Annotated in this window: 19 protein-coding genes; 3 read left to right on the forward strand and 16 right to left on the reverse strand. The window is 35.9% G+C overall.

Features of this window, described 5'->3' with window-relative positions; translation table 11 throughout:
- Nucleotides 1-29 precede the first annotated feature (29 nt).
- The 9 genes from AXY_RS08740 to AXY_RS08780 all read right to left on the reverse strand — a co-directional run bounded on the left by AXY_RS08740 (nucleotide 30) and on the right by AXY_RS08780 (nucleotide 7,659).
- A complete protein-coding gene (locus AXY_RS08740; RefSeq protein ID WP_015010442.1) occupies nucleotides 30-803 on the reverse strand; it encodes a hypothetical protein in 774 nt (257 codons plus the stop codon).
- Complete coding sequence (locus AXY_RS08745; RefSeq protein ID WP_015010443.1) at nucleotides 775-1,764, reverse strand: ABC transporter ATP-binding protein; 990 nt, start codon at nucleotides 1,762-1,764, stop codon at nucleotides 775-777. Before AXY_RS08745 ends, AXY_RS08740 begins: the two co-directional genes overlap by 29 nt.
- A 303-nt stretch (nucleotides 1,765-2,067) precedes the next feature.
- A complete protein-coding gene (locus AXY_RS08750) occupies nucleotides 2,068-2,298 on the reverse strand; it encodes an excisionase family DNA-binding protein (protein WP_015010444.1) in 231 nt (76 codons plus the stop codon).
- Between the two features lies 1 nt (nucleotide 2,299).
- Nucleotides 2,300-3,160, reverse strand: a complete 861-nt coding sequence (locus AXY_RS08755; RefSeq protein WP_015010445.1) for an RluA family pseudouridine synthase — start codon at nucleotides 3,158-3,160, stop codon at nucleotides 2,300-2,302.
- A gap of 183 nt (nucleotides 3,161-3,343) precedes the next feature.
- Complete coding sequence (locus tag AXY_RS08760; protein WP_015009875.1) at nucleotides 3,344-4,687, reverse strand: ISLre2 family transposase; 1,344 nt, start codon at nucleotides 4,685-4,687, stop codon at nucleotides 3,344-3,346.
- Between the two features lie 162 nt (nucleotides 4,688-4,849).
- Entirely contained in the window at nucleotides 4,850-5,344 is a 495-nt protein-coding gene (locus tag AXY_RS08765) for a GNAT family N-acetyltransferase (protein ID WP_155835487.1), read from the reverse strand.
- Nucleotides 5,345-5,425: 81 nt separating this feature from the next.
- Nucleotides 5,426-6,589 (reverse strand): cation:proton antiporter domain-containing protein, encoded by a 1,164-nt coding sequence (locus tag AXY_RS08770; protein ID WP_231841340.1) that lies wholly within the window; start codon nucleotides 6,587-6,589, stop codon nucleotides 5,426-5,428.
- A 130-nt stretch (nucleotides 6,590-6,719) separates the two neighbouring features.
- Complete coding sequence (locus AXY_RS08775) at nucleotides 6,720-7,454, reverse strand: DUF3169 family protein (RefSeq protein WP_015010448.1); 735 nt, start codon at nucleotides 7,452-7,454, stop codon at nucleotides 6,720-6,722.
- Nucleotides 7,435-7,659, reverse strand: a complete 225-nt coding sequence (locus AXY_RS08780; RefSeq protein WP_015010449.1) for a helix-turn-helix transcriptional regulator — start codon at nucleotides 7,657-7,659, stop codon at nucleotides 7,435-7,437. The genes AXY_RS08775 and AXY_RS08780 overlap by 20 nt, the downstream gene beginning before the upstream one ends.
- Before the next feature lie 295 nt (nucleotides 7,660-7,954).
- Between AXY_RS08780 and licT the strand changes: the two genes are divergently transcribed.
- From licT to AXY_RS08795, 3 genes are all read left to right on the forward strand, one after another.
- A complete protein-coding gene (gene licT / locus AXY_RS08785; RefSeq protein WP_015010450.1) occupies nucleotides 7,955-8,791 on the forward strand; it encodes a BglG family transcription antiterminator LicT in 837 nt (278 codons plus the stop codon).
- A gap of 122 nt (nucleotides 8,792-8,913) precedes the next feature.
- Entirely contained in the window at nucleotides 8,914-10,788 is a 1,875-nt protein-coding gene (locus AXY_RS08790; protein WP_015010451.1) for a beta-glucoside-specific PTS transporter subunit IIABC, read from the forward strand.
- 84 nt (nucleotides 10,789-10,872) lie between these two features.
- Complete coding sequence (locus tag AXY_RS08795; protein WP_015010452.1) at nucleotides 10,873-12,303, forward strand: 6-phospho-beta-glucosidase; 1,431 nt, start codon at nucleotides 10,873-10,875, stop codon at nucleotides 12,301-12,303.
- Nucleotides 12,304-12,367: 64 nt separating this feature from the next.
- Here the strand turns inward: AXY_RS08795 and AXY_RS08800 are convergent, their stop codons facing one another.
- From AXY_RS08800 to AXY_RS08825, 7 genes are all read right to left on the reverse strand, one after another.
- Nucleotides 12,368-12,847, reverse strand: coding sequence for a sigma-70 family RNA polymerase sigma factor (locus tag AXY_RS08800; protein ID WP_015010453.1), 480 nt, complete (start codon nucleotides 12,845-12,847; stop codon nucleotides 12,368-12,370).
- 291 nt (nucleotides 12,848-13,138) lie between these two features.
- Complete coding sequence (locus AXY_RS08805) at nucleotides 13,139-15,937, reverse strand: endo-1,4-beta-xylanase (protein ID WP_015010454.1); 2,799 nt, start codon at nucleotides 15,935-15,937, stop codon at nucleotides 13,139-13,141.
- Nucleotides 15,938-16,152: 215 nt separating this feature from the next.
- Complete coding sequence (locus AXY_RS12290) at nucleotides 16,153-20,349, reverse strand: endo-1,4-beta-xylanase (protein ID WP_015010455.1); 4,197 nt, start codon at nucleotides 20,347-20,349, stop codon at nucleotides 16,153-16,155.
- A 15-nt stretch (nucleotides 20,350-20,364) separates the two neighbouring features.
- The gene (locus tag AXY_RS13080) at nucleotides 20,365-20,493 is read right to left on the reverse strand and encodes a hypothetical protein (protein WP_269447580.1); all 129 of its coding nucleotides are present in this window, start codon (nucleotides 20,491-20,493) and stop codon (nucleotides 20,365-20,367) included.
- Nucleotides 20,494-20,693: 200 nt separating this feature from the next.
- Nucleotides 20,694-21,467: a sulfite exporter TauE/SafE family protein gene (locus AXY_RS08815; protein ID WP_015010456.1), complete on the reverse strand. Its 774-nt coding sequence runs from the start codon at nucleotides 21,465-21,467 to the stop codon at nucleotides 20,694-20,696.
- A 37-nt stretch (nucleotides 21,468-21,504) separates the two neighbouring features.
- Complete coding sequence (locus AXY_RS08820; protein WP_015010457.1) at nucleotides 21,505-22,404, reverse strand: 5'-3' exonuclease; 900 nt, start codon at nucleotides 22,402-22,404, stop codon at nucleotides 21,505-21,507.
- A 160-nt stretch (nucleotides 22,405-22,564) separates the two neighbouring features.
- Nucleotides 22,565-24,226 carry a glycoside hydrolase family 13 protein gene (locus tag AXY_RS08825; RefSeq protein WP_015010458.1) on the reverse strand — a complete coding sequence of 554 codons (1,662 nt, stop codon included), beginning with the start codon at nucleotides 24,224-24,226 and terminating at the stop codon, nucleotides 22,565-22,567.
- Nucleotides 24,227-24,452: the final 226 nt, after the last annotated feature.

Genomic DNA, 24,452 nt, shown 5'->3' on the forward strand with positions numbered 1-24,452 from the left:
TCAAGTAGGGTAACTTTTTTCTAAAAGCTTTAATACTGACCAAGCAATCCTTTACTTCTTGCGTACCGTTCGCAATACAAGTAAAAAGTGAGTCCTACGCCAACATAGAGGATAGCATTTGCTATTAAAACGATAAAATCTAACGAACTAAAATCTGTTAAGAAATAGTTTTCAACCATAATTTTCCGAATCATATCTATCCCCTTAGTAAACGGGAGTGATAACTGTATCACTGATGAGGATACACTAATCATCGTTAATGCCGCTAAGACAAATTGAAAGATTTGTAAAAAAGCATGTATTTGTTTTAAGATGATTGTCAGCCCTGCAATTATAAATGATAAACCAAACATACTCGCACACGTTAAAATAAAAATTGGAATGATCGAGATGAGATCAATATTTAACCATTCTCCACTTGTCAGCATCGATAAATACAAGAGAATAGTCACCATGATCGAATGTAGTATACATTCAGCTAGTAATCTAGCAGTGAGAGTCTTCCAGATACCACTTGGGGACATCCCTAATTGTTCAAAGGTCCCCCTCATCGATTCACTAACAATCTCATACCCCATGCCATTGACGATCATCATCGCTAAATACCAAAAGATATAACTAGCAATTGTATACTGAATCGTAGTCGATTGAGTATCCGGATTCCCGATCAATTGAATACCGAAAAACATACCGATAAAAATGATATAAACTGTTAGAAACAATGCAACAGTGTTAGGTGCGTAACGCTTCATTTCAATTATTTGTTTTCGAAAGTTAGCTTGAAACAGATGAATCAAGTTCATAATCCGCTTCCCCCTTGATAATCTTCATAAATACTTGTTCAAAATTAATTAGATTACGATCGATATTTTCTACTGTCGTCCCGTCTTGCTTCAAGATATCAAAAACTTGATAAATTTGATCAGGACTTAATAACTCAACGACTAGATTTGGTTTTACTTGATTAGCATCATATGAATAACTAGGAAAACATGCATTTAGTTGAGCTAGTTGTTGTTCGGATAATGGTTCACCCAACGTAATCGAATATTGACGCGCATTGAATAATTCCATCAATTCTTCAACACGATTATCTGTTACCACTTTTCCATGATTAATAATAATGACCCGCTCACATACTGCCTGGATTACACCCATATCATGTGAACTAATAATTATTGTGCGCTCTTCATTCTCAACAATCTGTTTTAAAATATCCCGAACTTCATAGCTTGTTTCAACATCAAGACCAAGCGTTGGTTCATCTAGTAAAATGATGTCAGTATCAGCAAGCATTGCTACTGCAATTGCTAGTTTTTGTTGCATACCGCGCGATAAGCGATTAACAAGTTCATTCTCCTTATCTTTAAGGTGGAACAATTCTAATAAATGATCAATCTTTGGTTGAATTTGTTTTCTCGACTTGCCTCTGTTTCCTGCAAAATACTCAAGATTTTCTCGTACTGTTAAACGCCAATAAAGATTCCGATTCCCTTCTAAAACAGCACTAATATGATTAAGCGCTTTTAACCGATGTCTGTTATTATCAAGGCCATTAACAATAATTTTGCCTTCATCCATTTTCAACAAACCACAAATCATCTTAATTGTTGTCGTTTTCCCCGCACCATTTGGTCCAAGTAGACCAACAATTTCACCCTTATGTACTTGAAACGAAATATTATCGACTGCCTTAACTACTGAATCGCCTTTTCTCTTTTTGTAGGACTTTTTAACATTTTCAACTCGAACAATTGGCTCCATCTCATCACCTCTCTAGAAATTGTAGCTAAATTATAACCTGAATTTTCAATATAATATACCGACTTGAGATTTAATTCTTCTCAGTATTAAGGCGGAGAAATAAGAAAATAGATACTACTTTTTATAAAAAATGAAATATTTTACATTATGGTGTGAACGCACTACTAGATAGTGCGAAATTGTTTAATTGAGTGCGATCGCTCTACAAAGTAGTGCGAAATTCCAGATTTGGGTGCGAACGCACTACTTTATAGTGCGAACAGATAAAAAATCACCTACTAAATTAGTAGCAGGTGATTGTAATTAGTCCTCATCTTTTACATCAGGACTTTCAGGTATTGGTTCAGATAAAATTTCTTCAATTAATTGTCGATAATTCTCTAACTGTTTAAAATGTGTTTCAAACTGATTCGTATTAACTAAGTACTGTTCACCATCATGAACAGCACGAATTTTTCGTTCAAAGATTAATTGTCTCACTTCACGTTCAGAGATATCCAAGTATTCTGCCGCTTCTGGAATCGAAACATACATCTTACTTTACCTTAAATTGCTTAGGTCTAGGTGCTTCAAAACGAACGAGCTTCTTAGTAGTCGGATGCTTAAATGCTAAAACTGATGCATGTAGCCCAAGGCGACCAATTGGATTTCCAGTCGCACCATATAGCTTATCACCGACAATGGGATGATTAATTTCTGCAAGCTGAACCCGAATTTGATTTTTCCGTCCAGTTTCTAAATTAACTTTTAATAAAGAATACTGACTTCCAGACCGTATGACACTATAATGTAGAACTGCCTCTTTCGCACCTTCTGCATTCGGCGTCACATATACTTTGTGCGTCTTTGTTTCCTTCAGCCATGACTTAATCGTACCTTCTTTTTGTTCCACTTTCCCTTCCACATAAGCAAGGTAAGTTCGTTCTTCAACAACATCATGCCAATTTTTCTGCAACGCATATTTTGTATGCTCATTTTTTGCAAAAACAATGACACCAGAAGTATCACGATCTAAGCGATGGACGATAAAAATTCGTGCTTTAGGATCCTGTTGTCGCACGTAGGCCATTAGTTCACGATATGCAGTCCGCTGACGATCATGACGTTGAGAAGCCATTGTTAATAAGCCCGCTTCTTTATTGATTACGATCAAATCATCATCTTCATATAAAATCTCGACTCCTTTTAATGCATGAATCAATGGCGCTTCCTTGAGCACATCTACTTGCTGATTCGGTAATAATATAGCATTAAACTTCGTCTCCTGCTTCCCATCAACGAGAACTTGACCTCGCTTTAAAACACCCTTGACATAATTTCGACCACGATCAATCTTTGTTAATAAAAACGGCAGTAACTCAGTCTTTTCTGTTACACGAAATGTTTGTTTATTCATTCAACTCCAACTTTCTCATTCATTCATCTTCCATTCACTCTTTAACATACCATAAATCACATGATCAACAAAGCGATCATTCACCCACGTTTGAGTCAAGTATTTGTAGGCAATTTTTCTACGTTAATAATGAAAGCGGATTCATCATTTTAAGGTGACCCCTTGATAAAGTTTTTGCCTTTTTTAAAAACCAGATAACTCCTTTAACACGTTGTATATCGGAATATTTGCCTTTCCTTTTAGGTACATAAGATTGTCTCTGGTAACCTGACCAATGGTTCTTTTAACCTTTTCTTTATAATGTCTTGGTGGTTTCTTTTCCAGCTCGATTTCTGTCCATTTATCTATTCGCCCGAATAAAGTCTTTAGGGACAAATTATCCAAGAAGGCCACTAATGCAGTGCCCATGGCACTTACACCTTTATCCGACCAACTACGGCCATTTTTTAGTCTTTTGGCAAACACACTCATGGTTCCCTCTGCGCTTCCCATTGGACGCATACCAGTTGTATCAATTCCCTGTTCTTTTAACCATATTCTATAATCTCCCAATGCTTCTGGATATTTTTCTAATTGGCGGATAAACGACACAAGTCGTTCCTCCTTCTCCTCATCCTCAAGCGTTCCTACGGCACTGTTAAGCTCTGTTAAGAACGTTTTGTATTTGTATGCCGCAAGGGCTTTACGAATGGACCGATAACGAGGATGCTTGCTGAATATACTCTTAACCTCTCGTGCCACATGAAAGCGATCAAGAGAAAAGAATACACGACCTTTAAAATACTCACGACAGGATGTAATCCAGTTGGCACCATCTCCATTTATAACCAGCTTGTGAAAAGTCGGGTCATATTCGAAGTTTTCAATTAGAAAGTCCTCAAAAGCCTCCCAAAAGGGTTGCTTTCCTTTGTGAATAAAATGACGTTTGTTCTTAAGGCTAACCCGTTTTCCATTGACTTCCCATCCTTGATGGACAGCTGCTATTTTCTCTTCTTTTCCCTTTTTCCATTTACCTTGGCGTTTTACAAATAAACCATCTACTTCTACAAATAAGACGGGTTGGAGTATAGGTTCACGCTTTTTAGGTTTACACGTAACCTCTAATAGGTGTTGACGAATTGCCTCATGACTGATAACCCGGTAACCTAATAGAGTTTGTAATGTATTAGCTGCATTTCGATAGGAGCGACCCTTAACAGCTAGCTCAATGGCAGCTTCCTCAATCAATGGACTAAAAGAACCGGCCTCCTCAAACTCTAGATAACGATCAAGAAGATAGACATATTCCCCAGTTGATCGGTCAAGGTAATAATTGCGATATAATTCAATCTCACCAAAGAGACTAGCTATATTAAACTTTCTTTTATCAATAAGACGATAGCGCTTTTTATCACGTTCATCGGCAATCTGTTGGTCCATATCCTCCAAGACCTGTTTCATAACGAAACCAAAGGTTTCTTGTAATTGTCTCCAAACCAATTGCTCAATTTGTTTTAAATTTGGGTATTTTATGATATTCTTTTCCATGAGGGATTCTCCTTTCGGTAATGGTGTTTTAGTAGACTATCATTTTACCAAGGAGTGTCCCTTTTTTCATGACTTTTGCTTTGTTTCCTACCGCGCTATCGCTTGCTGGCCCCTTCACTTAGTGAAGGGGTTAATATATTTTTGCGCCCACAATAATTTTACTCATACTTCATTCACCCACTCACATTGTCGTTTTGTTCCTTCATAAACAAAATTCAGCTTTTCAGCTACTCCACGGCTCGCGAGATTTTCTTTTGCTGCTCTAAGCTCAATTCGATTTAAACCAAAATGATTAAAACCATAATCAATCAAGACACGCGTTGCCTTAGTCATCACACCTTTTCGAACAAATGGTGCACCTAGCCAATAGCCAATCTCTGCGTTCTTATTCGTCCAATTGATTTGGTTATAACCAACTAAACCGGCCATTTGATCATCAACCAAAATCACAGCAACAAATGTATTCTGTTCCGCATTACTACGAACTGATTGCTCAACAAAAGCTTTCGTATCAGCAGCACTTTTTGTCATATCAACAAAATGTAAATATGTTCGCAAATGCTCTCTTGATTTATCAATCATCTCATACAGTGCATTCGCATCACCCAGCTCTAAAGGCTTTAATGCTAACCCAGGTTCAATCTCAAACTTAAACATCATGATTCCCCCAACTCCTTAGCTTTTAAACAATTATAAACCAATTCAAGCCAATACGTTAGCTTTTTAATAAAAACTTTCTTAAGATTTTTTCATCAATAATCGTGGAGCTGAAAGTCTAATACCGATTGCGCCAAGTGGTGCTGTAACGACAATTGATAAAACAGCAATCGCTAAAATTACACCACCAGATTCTAGACCAGCTGTCAAAGGTAATGAACCAATCGCAGCTTGAACTGTTGCTTTTGGTAAATAGGCAATGATACAGAAAACTCGCTCTTTAAAAGAAAGATTCGTATTTGCCGTCGCTATCAAGACCCCAAGGCTACGTGCAACTAAACCTACTAAGATAATGACAAGCCCAATTACCCCTGCCTCTAGCGCCAGTTGGATATTCACCTCTGCACCAACAAGTGTAAATAAGATTATTTGGGCAAACACCCAAATAGCAGCTAAACTAATCGAGAACTGCTTTGCATATTTAGGCTCACGATCTAAGATTACAAAACCTAAAACCATCACACCTAATAAACTTGCTAACTCTAGTTTCTCACCTATGTAAAAATATAAAACTGCAAATGTTAATAAAATTAACAATGACTCCGTTTGATTGAACGCTACACGTTTTGAACGCAATACCAACACTATTATTAATGCAACAACGATACCTCCAACAATTCCACCAATAATCGTGTAAGGAATTTTTACAATCACGGATAAAATACTCTGTTCAACTCCAACAGCCGCTGATAAAAAGAAACTAAACAAAGTAATCGCAAACACATCATCAATTGAAGCACCAGCTAGTATTAACGTTGGAATCCCTTTATTTGTTCCATAGCCTGCTTCTTGTAATTCAATCATGCTCGGTACAACAACTGCTGGTGATACAGCAGCTAAGATAAACCCTAGCATCCCACCTTCAATCAAACTAAAATCAAGCAGATAATAACTTGCTATCATCACTGAAAAACCCTCGAACAAGCATGGAATTAAGCTCATTTTCAAAGCAGGCAAACCAACCTTTTTTAAATTAGTACGTTGCAAACCTAACCCTGCACGGATCAAAATAACAACTAAAGCAAAATGGCGTAAATCCTGAGATACAAGTAATAGGTTCGCATCTAATATGTTAAATAAATATGGTCCAAGAACAACACCAACAACTAACATGCCAATTAAACCTGGCAAACGGATATAACTAACAAGTTTTGCTGCAATAAAACCGATGATCAATAATAACATCAAACTTAGTAGCATAAGAACACCTCAATTACAATAAGTTAAGAAAAGCTCTGACAAAGTACAGATTATCTGATTTACTTTATCAGAGCTAGTTTTACTAAAAAAAATTTGTAAAACATCATATTTATAATCAAACAAAAGTTTGAAATTTACTATATTTCTTCGAGTAATAAAAATAAACAATCGATTGAATTAACCACAATAGACCAACCGTTAGCATCGGAGCATTTCCCATATCAAAATACATTTTCAAAGCAAGTGTCAAGCCAAATGCGACAATAAAAGTATACTCCATAAACTTAAAAGTATGGTATGTCACTTGATACACTTGATTTTTCTCACTTTCATCTAAGCTTTCAAAATACGTTTTATTAAACTTTATCGAAGTCGGGTCACCCTGCTTCATTGGGTCTTTTGCTTGAATAAGCCGGATAATTTTCACTTCATTCATTGAACCAGGTAAAATAGTGACCAGAAATACTAATATTGAGATGATAAAGTATCGATTACTAAAATCGAAAGCTAATCCAGCGCTTAAAAAATTTAGGATTAAATATAGTCGATTGAATAACAGACCTTTATATAACAAGCGTTCTAACGCTTCACTGTGTAGATCATCATCAACATCAATCGTCTCATCTCTCATATTAATTATCTTTTTTGCTGACTGGATCCAGTAAACCGTCGGTAAAAAGAAGATGATGACAACCGCAATTTGAATATACAAGCTATATTCTATTAGAAAATCAAAATTTATTGTTACTCGATTTACGAAGAAAAACAAGATTGATAGTCCAACACCAGTAATTGCCCCAAATCCCATTAACTTTAACATTTTTAATTGATCACGTTTCTTTTGACTCATTTTCATCCTCCTCATAATTAAAGATATCTTCAACCTTTACTCCGCACACTTGCGCAAGCTTCAGTGCCAATGTGACAGATGGTGAATAGTCTCCACGCTCTATTAAACTAATCGTTTGTCGTGATACGCCAACACGTTTACCCATCTCCGCCTGATTTAGACCTAACTTTGCTCGATACATTTTCAACTGATTGTAAAGCGGCATTTGCTTAACCTCCTATGACAATATAATTAGTCATATTGACAAGTTTAATTGTCAACCACAGATTACCACATGACAAATAAAGTTGTCAAACTTTATTTGAGAACTTTTCTTTAATTCTGAAAAACCCCAATAATTTCCAATTTTAATTCATGTCAAAATTTAATAGTTGACATTCAATTTATGATATGTTCTAATAAAAAATAGTTATCGAGGTTGTTACTGTTTTAAACAGGCTATACTTGATAGACACATTTATTAGCTAGCTGATTTGGTTTATTATGAGGAGAATAGCTTTGTGAAAGTAAAAAAAGTGATTAATAATAATATTGTCCAATCAATTGATAGCGCAAACAATGAAGTCATTGTCATGGGAAAAGGAATTGGCTTTCAAAAAAAGGTTAATGACCCGATTGACTTAGATGCAGTTGAAAAAATTTATACGAGTAATAAAAGCATAAGTACAAACAAATTGACTGAATTACTCGCAAATGTTGAACTAGAACATATTCAAATTGCTAATGAAATCATTAGTTTTGCAAAAGCGTCATTAGGAAAGAAGCTTAGTGATAATATTTATATCACTCTTACCGATCATATTGATAATGCGATCCAACGATACAAAACGGATTTACCGATTAGAAATGCACTTTTATGGGAAATCAAACGATTTTATAACCATGAATTTTTAATTGGGAAAGAAGCACTTTCGATTATTCGTAATAAGTTGAATATTGATTTACCAGAAGATGAAGCAGGCTTTATCGCGCTTCATATCGTCAATGCACAACTAGATAATTCGAAAATTAGTCAAGTGTCAGAAATGACGCAAATTATTCAAAATATCCTTAATATCGTTAAGTACCATTATAAAATGGATTTGGATGAATATTCATTGAATTATGAACGGTTTATCACACATCTTAAGTTTTTTATTCATCGATTATTTAGCGGTGTTGAACTTGAGAAGAATAAAGATGAAGGCTTTCTTTTCATGTTGAAGGAACGATATAAAGAAGAGTATACATGTGCACTAAAAATCCGCGATTATATTATTAAAGAATTTGATCGGGATTTAAAAGAAGATGAAATGATTTATCTAACGATTCATATTAGAAGAATCACAAATAATTAAATACCTTGAATAGGATTGTTACTGATTATGCAGGCTATACCTAAGTAATATACTGACTCAAAATGAGTCTAGTAATATTCACTTAGGTTTTTTTATTTTTTATTATTAGGAGGAGAATTAACGTGAACTATTCAGATTTAGCAAAAACAATCATAGAAAACGTTGGTGGCGAAAAGAACATCGCTAATGTTGGACACTGTGCAACACGCTTACGTTTTAACTTAAAAAATAACGACAAACCAAATACGGAAAAATTAAAAGCAACACCGGGAATTATGGGAGTTGTATCAAAAGGTGGTCAATACCAAGTAATCATCGGTAGTGATGTTGGTAGAGTCCATAAAGAACTTACAAACCAAGCACCATCACTAAATCAAGGCAATAGCACTAAAGATGAAAATGATGATCGTTCAGTTATTGCAAAAGTAATTGACACAATTACAGGTATCTTTACACCGATTTTACCAGCGATTACAGCTGCAGGTATGTTAAAAGCTGTACTATCACTTTTAGTTGTCTTTAATTTAGTAAGTAATGAAAGTCAGTCATACCAAATTGTTAACTTTATGGCTGATGCTGCTTTCTACTTCTTACCTATTCTACTTGCTGTATCATCAGCGAAGAAATTTAATACAAACGCTTATTTAGCAATGATGGTTGGTGGAATTCTATTACACCCTAACTTCGTTGCAATGGTCAATGGACTTGAAGGTACAGATGGCATTAGCTTCTTTGGATTACCAGTATCTCCAGTTGGTTACGCTTCATCGGTTATTCCAATTATCTTATCAGTATGGTTTATGTCATTTGTAGAACCAATTGCTGATCGTGTATCACCTAAAGCAGTTAAATTCTTTACAAAGCCATTACTTACAATCGCAGTTGTTGGTACAGCAGCACTTGTAGTAATCGGGCCTCTAGGACATTATATTAGTGATATTATTTCATCAGGTATTGTTGCATTAGAAACATTTAGCCCATGGTTAGTTCCGACTCTAATCGGTGCGATTTCACCATTATTAGTAGCAACAGGTACACACTACGGTATCGTACCAATTGGTATTAATAACAGAATGGTTAACGGTTATGATACTGTTGTCTACCCTGGTATGTTAGCATCTAACGTTGGACAAGGTGCTGCTGCTTTAGCGGTATCAATTAAGAGTAAAGATTCTACAATTAAACAACTTGCTTCATCTGCAGGTTTAACAGCGATTTTCGGTATTACTGAGCCAGCATTATACGGTATTAACTTACGTTTTAAAACACCACTTTATGCTGCAATGGTTGGTGGCGGTTTAGGTGGACTAGTAATGGGTATCTTTAAAGTTAAGAACTTCTCAGGTGGTTCACCAGGTTTACTAACATTACCAAGTTATATCGGTGATGACACATTACAACACTTAATCTTTGCTATTATTGGTGCGGCAGTTGCGATTGTGATTGCATTCGTTATCTCTTATATTTTATACAAAGATCCTGAAACACAAGACACGCCAAACCAAGAAGATGATCAATTATCAAATACTCAAGCGTCTGGTACTGAAGAAGTAATCGTATCACCTATTAAAGGTAAGGCAGTTTCACTTTCTCAAGTAGAAGATGGAATGTTCTCAGATGAGATTTTAGGTAAAGGTATTGCTATTCAACCAGCAGAAGGTAAAGTTTATTCACCAATTGCAGGTACTGTTACAGCAATTTTTGATTCAAAACATGCTGTTGGATTAACAAGCGAAAATGGTATGGAGCTATTAATCCACGTAGGAATTGACACTGTTCAATTAAAAGGTGAAGGCTTCGAATATGCTATTAAAAAAGATCAAAAAGTTAATGTTGGAGATGAATTAATTACATTTGACTTAGATTTTATTGCAGATAAAGGGTATAAGACAATTACACCAGTTGTAATTACTAATACTCCTGATTACGGGGATATTATTACAGTAACTGACAAAACAGTTGCAGTCGGTGATAAAGTCATTAAAGCAATTCGCTAAATAAATTTTTACAAAGGAGAGATGACAGGACATTTATATGACCCTGTCATTTCTCTAATTACTACATTATCTAGGAGGATTACAATGGGATTTAGAGAAGATTTTTTATGGGGCGGAGCAACTGCAGCCAATCAATGTGAAGGTGGTTATAATGCGGATGGTCGCGGTCTAGCTAACGTTGATGTCATACCACACGGACCTGACCGTCGAGCAATCATTACAGGTAAAAAGAAAATGCTTGATTTTGAGGAAGGTTATTTCTATCCTGCAAAAGAAGCGATTGATATGTATCACCGTTACAAAGAAGACATTGCCTTATTTGGCGAAATGGGCTTTAAAACATATCGCTTATCAATTGCTTGGAGCCGCATCTTCCCAAATGGTGATGAAACAGAACCAAACGAAGCAGGACTTAAATTCTATGAAGATCTATTTAAAGAATGTCATAAGCATGGCATCGAACCACTCGTTACGATTACACACTTCGATTGTCCAATTCACTTAATTAAAGAATACGGCGGTTGGCGTAACCGAAAACTGATTGATTTCTATGAAAATCTTTGCCAAGTCATCTTCCGTCGCTACAAAGGGCTTGTGAAGTACTGGCTAACATTTAATGAAATTAACATGATTCTTCATGCTCCTTTCTTAGGTGCTGGTCTTTACTTTGAAGAAGGCGAAGATGAAGAACAAATCAAATATCAAGCAGCACACCATGAATTAGTCGCAAGCGCAATTGCTACACGTATTGCTCATGAAGTCGATCCTGAGAATAAAGTTGGTTGTATGCTAGCAGCTGGAGAATACTATCCATACTCATGTCGTCCAGAGGATGTTCTAAAAGCTCAACAATCAGATCGTGACAACTACTTCTTTATCGATGTTCAAGTTCGTGGGGAATACCCTGCTTACGGATTGAAAAAACTAGAGCGTAATGGCATTAAGATTGAAATGGAAGAAAATGATCTTGAACTACTTAAGAATCATACTGTTGATTTTATCTCATTCTCATATTACTCATCTCGTGTCGTATCTACAGATCCAGAAGTTAATGAAAAAACATCAGGTAACCTATTTGCCTCTGTTAAAAACCCTTATCTAAAACAAAGTGAATGGGGTTGGCAAATTGATCCACTTGGATTAAGAATTACAATGAACTCACTTTATGACCGTTATCAAAAACCACTATTTATTGTTGAAAACGGCTTAGGTGCCATTGATACACCTGATGAAAACGGCTATGTTGAAGATGATTACCGCATTGAATACTTAAAAGCACATATCGAAGCAATGAAAGATGCGGTAGAACTTGACGGTGTTGATTTATTAGGTTACACAACATGGGGCTGTATCGATCTCGTCAGCGCAAGTACTGGAGAAATGAAAAAACGTTATGGCTTTATCTATGTAGATCGCGATAACGAAGGTAATGGAACGCTAAAAAGAACGAAAAAGAAATCATTTAATTGGTATAAAAAAGTTATCGCTTCAAATGGCGAAGATTTAAGTAACTAATTTATATTTAGCAGTGGCAATCAGGCAATCAAAATATTGCTTGATTGCCACTTTTTTGAATTACTTAGAGTAACTTTTTAATTTTTGCAGTTGCTCTTCTCTTCCAGTTGCGAACAGCATCTGGCTTTACCTGATGCTCTTTAGCAATTTCAACTAAGGTTTTACCTTGAAAAATCTCTCCTTCAAGCCATAACCATTCCCGTTCAGTTAGAACCTGCCTAACTTGTTGAAAAAATACATGATCATCATCATAGCGTTGTTCCACGTAAACCACTAATTGCCGCTGCTCTTGCTGAAGCTTCTTTTTCAGTTCACTTAATCGGTTTTCTTTCCGAAAAAGATCGATTAAACGATATTTCATTTTCGAATAAGCGAATGTTGAAAACTTCATCACACCCCCTTCATATTGTTTTGATGCTTGCCAAAGTGCTATTGCAAGCTCCTGATAATACTCTTTTTCAGGATCCTTCACCCCATACTTATTTAATAAATGGTAAATCATTGGTTCATACTCTCGCAACAACAAATTAAAATTTTCAAACATCACACTGCTCCTAAAAGCAGGCGCCTGACTCATTATTCCGCGGTACCTATAGAATAACGACAGATTTTGAAAATCGCACACGCAGAAATTCTGAAAAAGTTTACTTTTTTAGCTATTGATCTAAGTTTTTCATCAGAGAATCTTGTTTATCTTTTTGGTTTTTTTAGTCGTTATCGTCGATAGATGTAAAGTTCTCGACTTATTATGCCATGTATAAAACGAGTCCTTGAGCTGATGTAACCAATCCCACTAAAAAACCACCCTACTTTGAGTAGGATGGTTAATTTATTGTTATTGCTGACGCTTTTTATTATAAAGCGTCAATCCGCCAGCTGCTAAAACGACTGCTAATACTGCAATTGCAACATATAAAGCTGTCAGATCACTCGCTGAATCATCAATTGGTGTCAATTCACTTTGATCGATAGAGCTTGCTAACTTCAAGTTACCAAATACTGATGGATCCTGATAGCCAACACCACTTTGATCATTCCAAGCAGCGACACTTTCTCTTGAACCATTAACTGCATCGTTAATTTGAATATCAAAACCAATTTCTAAATCAGCCCCAGGTGTAATCGTTTTGAATGGAATCTTCATCTCAACAAGATAGTTTGTACCATCAATCGCTGTTGCCGACTCGAAACCTTCACTTGCTTCGCCTGGATTAAATGACGTTTCGTTATCAAAATTCACACGATACTGCGCGTCACCTTGCTGGTAGAATGTCGATTTTTGATTACTTTCTTCAATAAATACCTCAACTGAATCTTGTTCATGAGCTTCAGCAGCTGATTTATCAAGTTCCGAATCATTAACTTGGACTAATACGTAAAGATTCTCATTATCCCATAATACTCTTGCTTCACCACTTGCACCATGCCATGCACCTTGATAACGATCAATTGATAAAATAGGTGCTTCTCCCCAAATCTTATCAATTTCCCCATCAATTTCTGGCGTTCCAAACGCTGCTTTTGCAGTTAGCGCATTTGTTTCAACTGCTTCAAAATCGGCCAAAAATTGATCAGGGTTAATGATCGCATAGTAAGCTGGCTTTGCCTGTAGATTTCGATCAAACAATAGTGGGCTCTGATCTGAACGCCAACTTGAGCCATCGTCTAATCCCCAAAAAGTAATTCTAGATATATGTTCATGATTTTCGCGGTAAATTTGGAATAGCCGTGCATAAAGATATGCTTGCTGATTCATCTCTTCTTCAGTTTGTACTCCATCATTTCCCGCAGTAATATCGAGTTCTGTTACACCAACCTCAACACCTAATGATGCAAATTTTTCAAGTGATAGGCGAACATTTTCTGGATTTGTATTTAAGTTATAATGTCCTTGCATACCAATGCCATCAATTAATAGTTCACCATCATTTTCTTCAGCGTACCGCTCATTAATTTCTTTTACCATTTGATAAATGGCTTCTGCTTTTTGTTGGTTATCATCATTATAATCGTTATAATATAGTTTGATATCCCAACCATTTTCATCAATCACTTCTTTGGCAATTCTAAATGACTCCTCTATATAATCAGGACCAATCGCTTGAAGCCAACCAGATTGACGCAACGAACCTTGCCAATCTTCTGGATTTGGTGGGTTATCATTCATCGCTTCATTAACAACATCCCATGAAATAACTCTTTCGCCAAAATGCTCAACAGTCGTTTCAATATGTGTTCTTAAATTAACAAGTGCATCTTCTCTCGATAATGGATTGCCATTATTATCTGCCCAAAGCCATTCAGGTGACTGTTGGTGCCACACAAGCACATGACCGTGTACAGCAAGTCCCTGATCTTCAGCCATTTGAATCAACATGTCCTCTGCATTGAAATCAAAGTGACCATTATTATATGCTGAGTCAGGTTTCATCGCATTTTCAGCTGTTACTAAATTATGATGACCAGTTAGTAGAGCTAAACGATCACCATCAAAATCAGAAGTAGACACTGCATTACCAATTAAGAAATAATCTTGATAAACCTCTTTAATAGGGACTAGGTTTTGTTCAATTTCGAGTTTCTCAACATTAGTCTTAACTAAACTAATATCATCAATATAATATGAAGCCTCAGGATTAGCACTCTCGATATAAAGTGTAACGTACTCATCACCTACACTACTGTATCGAAACGTGCCCTCTAGCTCTACCCAACCATCACTAGCCGAGACTGTTTTCGATTGAATATTCATGTAAGAGGCCCCGTAATCCCCACTACCAACCTGCGTCGATAAAGTAATTTCCGCACTGCTAGGCTCAAGCAATTTCACCCATGCAGATAAATGATACTCACTGCCCTTTTCAATAAAGTTTTCAATTCGAAGTGACGGCCCATTCCAATTCTGCTCTCGATTCTCTACTTTAAGTGCCATTGAGCCACCTACTGTATTATTCACTTCATCAGTGATTGTTAATTTTTCCACACCACCTCTTGGCTCAAAACCACTCAACTCACCGTTTTCAAATGTGATTGTTTCAAATAATTGAATCGGCCCTCGTTCAGTATCGTTCTGATCACTAGAGTCTTCATGTAATTCTTTAATTAAAACCTCAGTAATATAAAAAGGTACCTTAGCGCCAGCTTCATTTGTCTGAATCCTAAGGATATTATCAGTAGAAAAATCAGCAGTAAATCGCGTTGATAAACTAAAAGCTTTACCAGCTTCAAGTGCTAAATTTTTGATCCAAGTATAACTGTCAACTAATGAGATTACGACCTCTGCACCATTTGGCACCTCTTCATCACTATCAACATAACCTTCAACTTGAACAGAATATGTACGCCCATCCTTAAGCCCTAAAGATAAAAATGGAAGATCAGCCCCATCATAATCATTCATTCGTCGATATACATGCAATGCATGACCATTATCAGTAAAATCAACATCAGATACATAAGCTAATGATGCTCCACCAGATTGAATAAAGAGCATATCATCCTCATCAAATGTTTCATGGAAAATAACAGTTTCTTCATCAGCATTAACAACGATTAATGGTGATACTAAGTTTGATGGAAAGATTAATAATATAATTAGCATCAACACAATTCTTCGCTTCAACTTATTTATCATACTTTCGCCCCTCCTGACGTCATTGTAAACCCTTACATTTCCATATAAAAATCTACGAAAATTGTTGGATCTACCCTATATTTTATAGAAAATACTATTTTAAGTAAACAAGAAACCTATATATGTTATCCTAAAAACTATATCCCGACTCTTAAAAACTTCCAAAACAAAAACTCACCCCACTCAATTTGAGTAGGGTGAGTATCATTTAACTATTATGCATTTTTACGCTTGTAGCTATAAAGCGCTAATCCTGCACCTGCAATTAAGATCATCATTCCAATTAACATGTAATTGAATAGTGATGTAGCAGTAGATGGTAGAGCATCACCATCTTTATCAGATGAATCTGAATCAGTATCCTTATCTGCATCTTCATCAGAATCTTCATCCGTGTCAGCATCAGGATCTTCTAAAACAGGACCTGAGTCATCATCAGACGGATCTGAATCTTCGTCATCTTGATCTGGAGTTGTGGTGTCGCCACCTTCTAATTCGTTAACACGATCCTCTAATTCTTGTAATCTTGCTAACAATTGATTAATTAGATCTTGAAGCGTTTGATTAGATGTACTTATTTCTTCTAATTTTGCTCTTAATTCATCAATTGTATTTTGTAATTCATCAGCATTACCTTCTAGGTTGTCAATACGATCTGTTAAATCACGAATGACTTCCTCTAAATCTTCAATCACTTCATCAGCAGTGACTTCAAAGACACCGTATGTTGAGAAGCCTTGAACAGTAATACGAACTACTTCATTTTCACGATCGATTACACCGCCAGTACGACGCTCCCATACCCCATCTTCATTTAGATAGAATACTGAAACCCAGTCGTAATCTCTATTGTATGAAAGGACTAATTCAAACTCACCTTTAAAGTCTTCATATCCTTCTGGGTAAGTTAAGTCTACCTCCACAATCTCACCGGCTACATTCAGATCTTCTCCTGATTCAGATTTAGGATCTTCGATTGTTTCTGGATCTACAAAATTAACTTTAACTTTTGTTCCAGTTGGTAAATCGACAGGTGTCTTGATTGAAACTTCTTTATCACCTGATTTAACGATTACCTTTTGTTCAGGTTCGATTACGATCTCTTCATCTTCTTCGATGATAATTTCATTACCTGCAATTAACGTTAATTCACCGAACACAGATGGATCTGACCAACCCATACCGGAGTTATAATCACTCCAAATAGCAACACTATTTCGGCTACCATTAACAGCATCATTAATCTGAACATCAAAACCAATCACTTGACCAGAATCTAGTGTCGTTGTTTTGAATGGAATTCTCATTTCTACAAGATAATTTGTTCCATTAACGACAGTTCTTGATTCAAAGTCTTCGCTTACATCACCGTTAAAGGATTGCTCATTATCGAAGTTTACACGATACTGTGCATGCCCATCACCGTATGATGCAGCTTTTGTATTTTGTTCATCAATAAATACTTCTACTGAATCTTGTTCATGAGCATCTGATGCTGATTTATCAAGTCCATTATCATTAACTTCAACTAACACGTAAAGGTTTTCATTATCCCACAATACTCTTGCTTCTCCTGTAGCACCATTATGAGCCGTTTGGAATCGATTAATAGGAAGTGCTGGTGCTTCATTCCAAATATCATCGATTTCTCCATCAATTACTGGTGTTCCAAAGGCTGCGTTTCCTTGTCTTGCTATCACTACACCTGGATCTTCGTTTTCAGCTAGATACTTTTCAGGATCAGCTACAGCAAAATAAGCTGTCTTCGCTTGCAAATTACGGTCAAATAATAATGGGTTAGTTGCACTTCTCCAACTATGGCCATCACTTAAGCCCCAGAAAGTGACTCGAGAAATATGATCTGAATGTTCTTTATATAGATCAAATAGTTGAGCATAGAAGTATGCTTGCTCTAAATTTTCTCTTTCAGTTAATGTTGTACTTTCAGAAGCCCCAACATCTAATTCGGTGACACCAATTTCTATCTCTAAATCAATAAATCTTTCTAAAGATTCTCTAACATTTTCAACATTCACTGTTGTAGTATAGTGAGCCTGCATACCAACACCTGATATTAATTTACGTGAATCTTCAGGGAAGTCTTCAGCATACTGCTCATTAATATCCTTAATCATATGATACATTGTTCTAGCTTTTCCTTGATCATGATCATTATAGTCATTATAGTATAGAACCATATCATGACGGCCTAACTCATCAGCAACTTTACGTGCATGTTTGAAGGCCTCATAGATATAGTCATCACCAACTGAATGGAGCCAACCTACATCAGGAGTGGAACGTAATTTAGATTGCCAATCTTCTGGATTACTCCAATCTCTTGTTTCTAATGCCTCATTTACAACGTCCCAACTAATTATGGAATTACCAGCAACTCTATGAGCATCAGTCATAACTTTTTCAATATGTTCTTGCATGTTTGCTAAGGCTTGTTCTCGACTTGCAATTGGCTCATAAATTCGATTACCTTCTACATCTTTTCTACCTGTATCAGTGCCCCAAAGTAATCCTGGAGATTGTGAGTGCCAAATTAGTACATGACCATGAACTAATAATCCATTTTCTTTAGCATTGTTAAGGAATTGAGTTTGATTAGAATTAGTATATTCTAAATCCACTACAAAATCATCGTCATTTATAATTTCATTATAGAAAGAATCTGGTTTCATGACATTTTCTGCCGTCACCAAATTATGGTGATGTCTTAATAATTCACCTGTTCTCCCATTGAAATGAAAGTTTTCTGCAGCATTTCCAATATAGAAATAATCTTCATATATCTCCTTTAAAGGTGTTAAGTCCTTTTGCACATCATTGTCTTTGAAAATTACTTCTGCTTTAAAATCATCAATATAATAGGAGACTCCAGATGTTGAATCTGGATTGTACTCTTCTTCTACATAGAAATACACTTCATCAACATTATTTGGTACATAATACTCACCTTCAAGTAATACCCATTCATCAGATGTAACCATTTGACGATCAGCGACAGTAGGGTAAGTAGATTCATCTTGTGCGGCTGATACATGTAATCCTGTACTCGGCTCACCTTCTGCCAATTTCACCCACACGCTTATTTTATAGTCATAACCCGCATACAATTTATTTAAGGCGTCTATTTTAGCTGCGTCTGATGAACTTTGACGATTTTCAACTAATAGACTATGAGAACTATCATTTGCACCAATATTAGCAATGCTTAATTCTTCATGGCCATTACGTCGTTCCCAACCTTGAGTTGTGCCATCTTCAAAGTCTGTGAAGATTGCAACTCTTTCATCTTCAGGAATTTCTTCACGATCACCAGGGTCTTCTCCTGGAGTGAGTTGAGTGATTTTTACATTATCCACATAAAAATCTTCTGTTGGATTATTACTTTCAACATAAAATTCTGCATTCGTTACATTTCCTTCTAAAATATATGTCCCCTTTAGAATAGTCCATTCAGTATCAGTTATAGTACTTGTAGATACAGGATTATAAAATTCAGGTTGTTCTGCTACTTTAGCATCAAAGGTACTTTCTCCCTCTGCACTAACACGCTTGACAGACACTTCCATTTCGTACTGTGCTCCAGATTCTAATAATTCCGTCAAGTTAATTCCTGGACCATGCCAGCTAACAGTACGTCCTGTAACTAATACTGCATTGTTATCTCCAGATTCATCATCTGTAATCTCAACTTCTGCAGGACCTCTACCAAACCAACCATCTAAATCGTTATTTTCAAAATTGTTTTCATAAATCACTACTGGTTCGAATTCTTCTTCTGGTACCTCAGGTTCTCCTGGTGTTTCAGTTTCTTCATCAGTATTTAATACTTCAACTTTGACACTAAGCAAATAATATTGAAGTGAGTCCGCTTCCTCCCCAGATGTTTGGAAACGAATATGATTATTCGTCTCAATCTCGATAACACCTTCATATCTCATTTCAACTATTTCATTTGGAACTATTTTCTTGTTCTCATTAATGTCTGGATTTTCATGGTCGCTTGTCGTTAGTTGATAATTCCCTCCACCAAACTCATCTGAATTAGTATAGAATTCTGCTGTAACTCGATATATCTTACCAAATTCGATGCCTGCATCTGCATATGACAGGGTTGGAGAATTCCAGTTACCATCTGGCCGATGCTCCATGAAAAATGCATCATAAGTTTTATCATCGATAGTAACTTCTTTTACAGATCCACTTCCACCTGCCTGAGTGCCAATCTTATGATCATCTTTGCTAAAATCTGTTTCGTATACTGTTGTATACTCCGCCTCTTCCCCATCACTAGCCATAACTGTTGCTAGCGAAGTGAACAGGTTGAGTGGTACTGCTAAGAAAGCAATTAATAGAATTGCAATCGTTCGTTCATACTTCTTAATCATCCTAACCATCTTTCTACATTCCTCCTAGAAGTTTAATAGAATTTCAATAAATCCTGTATTACTCTGTGCTTCTAGCTTAAGTAAAAACTTCTTGATGCGGAAATCTTGATGACCTAATGTACTAACGATAATTCTACAGTTGCCTCCTTCCATAAATTAATATGTACGCCCCTTCATTTTATATAACGCTTACATTGTTTGTAACCGTATGACATTTAGATATTTCCTTACAAACTATAACTTTTATGAAATCAGACCCTAAAAAGTATAGATTTTTTACATTTAGTTCAGCTTTTTTTAAAAAAATAAGAGGAAATACGGGAATTATTATCCTGTATCTCCTCTTTTTACACTTACAGATATAGATATAAATTATATAAATTCAATAATACAAGTCCTGCAAGTGATAACTTAAAGACTATTTCAACAGCACGGATTGTGAACCACTTTGATAGGTTTGATCCAAGTGCTCCGCCTAATACACCGCCGATTATCATACCTGGTAGCATGTTTAGGCTTAAACTTGATAAGCTAGTACTGATAAATGTAAATAGCAATCCTGAAAGTTGTGAAAAGCAAATAATGAATAGTGAATAAAGGCTTGACTTTTTAGCATCCATTGCGAAAAACAAACTTAATATTGCAATATTATGTGGACCCCCGCCAATATCTAAAAAGGCAGATAATACCCCTAATGCTAATCCCATTGCTAATATTACTGACTTATTCTTAATATAAAAGCTAGGGAATGTATCTTTAAATTGTACGTAGAGTAAGACGGCACTAAAAATTATGATTAGTGAAATCGTTTGGACATTCCCAACCCAACTATATGTCGCAAGATATTTAAAAATCACTTTTCCTACAAGACCACCGATAACAGCACCTAAAGCGAGAAGTAGTGAAGTTGCTCGATCCATTACTTTAACTTCACGTCGTCTTGTCCATAGAGATACTAACGACATTGTAAAAACGGTTGTCGATGAGAGTATACCAATCGTTGCAAGTGGATAATCGCCTAGAAAGTCAAGAATAGGCTTAATAAACACGCCACCACCAATCCCAGCGATTGCTCCGATCGTGCTTGCCAATAAACTAATCAAAAAGTATAAAATTACTGTCCCCATCAGTTTTCTTTCTCCCTCTCTAGTCTTTCTATAAAATCTAGCTAATATTTAATCGAATCTGTATTTCTACTTCATTAAGTACATTTAAAATGTGATTGTAATCTGGTTGATAACTAAACTCATTAACATCAACCATTTTAAAATAATCTAATTCTTGATTGATCGTAACTAACTCTTTACTTACAACTGCAAGTTCTTCGGCATCAGTTAACTTCCTAATATAGCGTTTAAATTTCGCATCAATATTTGGTAATTGTTGATATAGGTTTTCAACTGACTCATACATTTGAATAAGAGGTAATGCTGACTTTGCTCCTACTCCAGGAACACCAGGTACGTTGTCACTTGTGTCACCTAGGAGTGCTTTTACATCGATCCACTGAATTGGTTCGATGCCAAATTCAGCCCTAAAATCATCAATGGTATATTTAATTTCGACCTTTTTTTGATTAAAGATTTGAGAAGTATGTTCATTTAATAGTTGATAGAAATCTTTATCATTACTATAAATCAAGCAATCTGTTTTTATCTCACTTGACCATCTTTTCGTAACGGACCCAATAATATCATCCGCTTCATGTGGTGGCATCGTATACTGTGTAATTCGCAGATCGTCTAAAACTTGTTTTAATGTTTCGTGTTGTTGGATTAACGCTGGAGCAAGTTCAGAACGACTAGCTTTATAGAAATCATATTTGATTCGTCGCTCAGTTTCTTCACGCTTAACATCCCAAGCAACAACGAGGTGCGTTGTATCGTGTTCTTCAATTAAGTTAAACAACTTTTGTAAAAACACACGAACACCATTTGTATAAAGTCCTTTTGAGTTGCGAGGTAATTGATCTTCTGTTCGATTGTATGCTGTGGCAAAATAACCACGGCTAAGTAAATTAAAGCCATCAATTACGAGTAATTTTTCTTTATTAATTGCGTTCACCTACCTTCAAAAAAAATGCCTAACTAATATTATAGCATTTTTCTTGTGTTCACTCCAATTGGGGAAAAGTAGGCAATTTATAAAAAACTCCCTTCTAGTAAAACAGCGTGATGAAATCTGTTTACCTTAAAGGGAGTAACTTAAAACATACTAGGATAAATTATTTAATTTTATATACTCTAGCTTCATATGGGCGTAATTCCATATTCGCATTTAATTCATCGTGAATTCGGTAGTTTGATAATTGAAGTTCAACAAATGTCATGTCATTTGAAAGATCTAAAGTTGTTGCTTCATTAAACATATTCACAATCACAACATAGCGATCGTCACCCAATGTTCTCGTATACGCATAGACTTGCTCGTGATCTCCTGCAACTAGATCATAAGTTCCGTAAATTAATGTTTCGCTTGATTTACGTAATTCAATCATCGTACGGTAGTAATGATAAATTGAATTTGGATCATTTAGGTTTTGTTCAACATTAATGTCTGGATAATTTGGGTTAACCTTCATCCATGGTGTACCAGTAGTAAAGCCTGCTTGTGGTTCGCTTGTCCACTGCATTGGTGTTCTTGAGTTGTCTCGGCCATTTTTCCAGATTACTTGCATGATCTCTTCGTGTGATTTACCTTCAGCTAATTGAATCTTGTAATAGTTCTTCATGCTAACATCATCATAATCATCGATTGAATCAAATTGTACGTTAGTCATTCCGATTTCTTGTCCTTGATAGATAAATGGCGTACCTTGCATGAAGAAGTAAAGTGTAGCTAATGCTTTAGCTGATGTAATTCTTAAATCTGTATCATTTCCCCATGCTGACACTGAACGTGGTTGGTCATGGTTTTCGAAAAATAGTGCGTTCCAGCCTCTACCTTCTAAGCCTTTTTGCCATCTTGTCAATGTTTGCTTAAATTGTGCAAGGTCAAGACCACCTTCTAAACTTGTATTCCATAGTCCGATATGTTCAAATTGGAAAATCATATTGAAGTAGCCGTTCTCTTCTCCAACCCATTTTTCCGCATCATCTAGGCTAACACCATTAGCTTCACCAACAGTCATAATATCGTAGTTGCGTAATGTGCGATTGCTAAACTCTGTTAAGAATTTATCGATACCAGGACGATTCATATGGCCATCCCAAGCCTCAACATATTTCTTGTTTTCTGGGTTTGGCATATCAGGTAAGCCTTCAACTTTTTTAATATGAGAGATGGCATCAACTCGGAAACCATCGATTCCTTTATCTAACCACCAATTAACCATTTCATATAAATCTTCTCTAACTTTTGGATTCTCCCAGTTTAGGTCTGGTTGTTTTTTCGAGAATACGTGTAAGTAGTATTCGTCTGTTGTTTCATCATATTCCCATGCAGATCCATTAAAAATTGACTCCCAGTTGTTCGGTTCTTTGCCGTCTTTACCAGGTCGCCAAATATAGTAGTCACGATATGGGTTATCTTTAGATGATCTTGATTCAATAAACCATTCATGTTCATCGGATGTATGATTAATGACTAAATCCATAATTAATTTCATACCACGGTTATGAGTTTCTTCAAGTAATAAATCAAAATCTTCCATCGTACCGAAGTCTGAAAGTATCGCTTTATAATCACTAATATCATAACCATTGTCATCATTTGGTGATTCATAAATTGGGCTAATCCAAATGACATCAATGCCCAAATCCTTTAGATAATCTAATTTTTGAATGATTCCTTGGATATCACCAATTCCATCTCCATTTGAGTCCATAAAACTTCTTGGATAGATTTGATAAGCAACTGCCTCTTTCCACCACTTTTTTGTTTTCATAACGTTCTCCCTTCACTTTCTCATCTAATTTTTATCTCTTACCTTAATCTACTCTAGTTTTGCCATTTTATTTAGATTGTGATTATTATTAAGTTATTAATAAAAAAATATGACATTTCACTATTTATCACAACAGGGCAAACGGTTGCATACCGTAATGATTAGAATAGCATATCAGCCTTCTATGTGCAAGCATTTTAAAGTCTCCTGATTAGTTTTAAGGTGT

This window comes from Amphibacillus xylanus NBRC 15112 (assembly GCF_000307165.1).
GTDB classification, from domain to species: domain Bacteria; phylum Bacillota; class Bacilli; order Bacillales; family Amphibacillaceae; genus Amphibacillus; species Amphibacillus xylanus.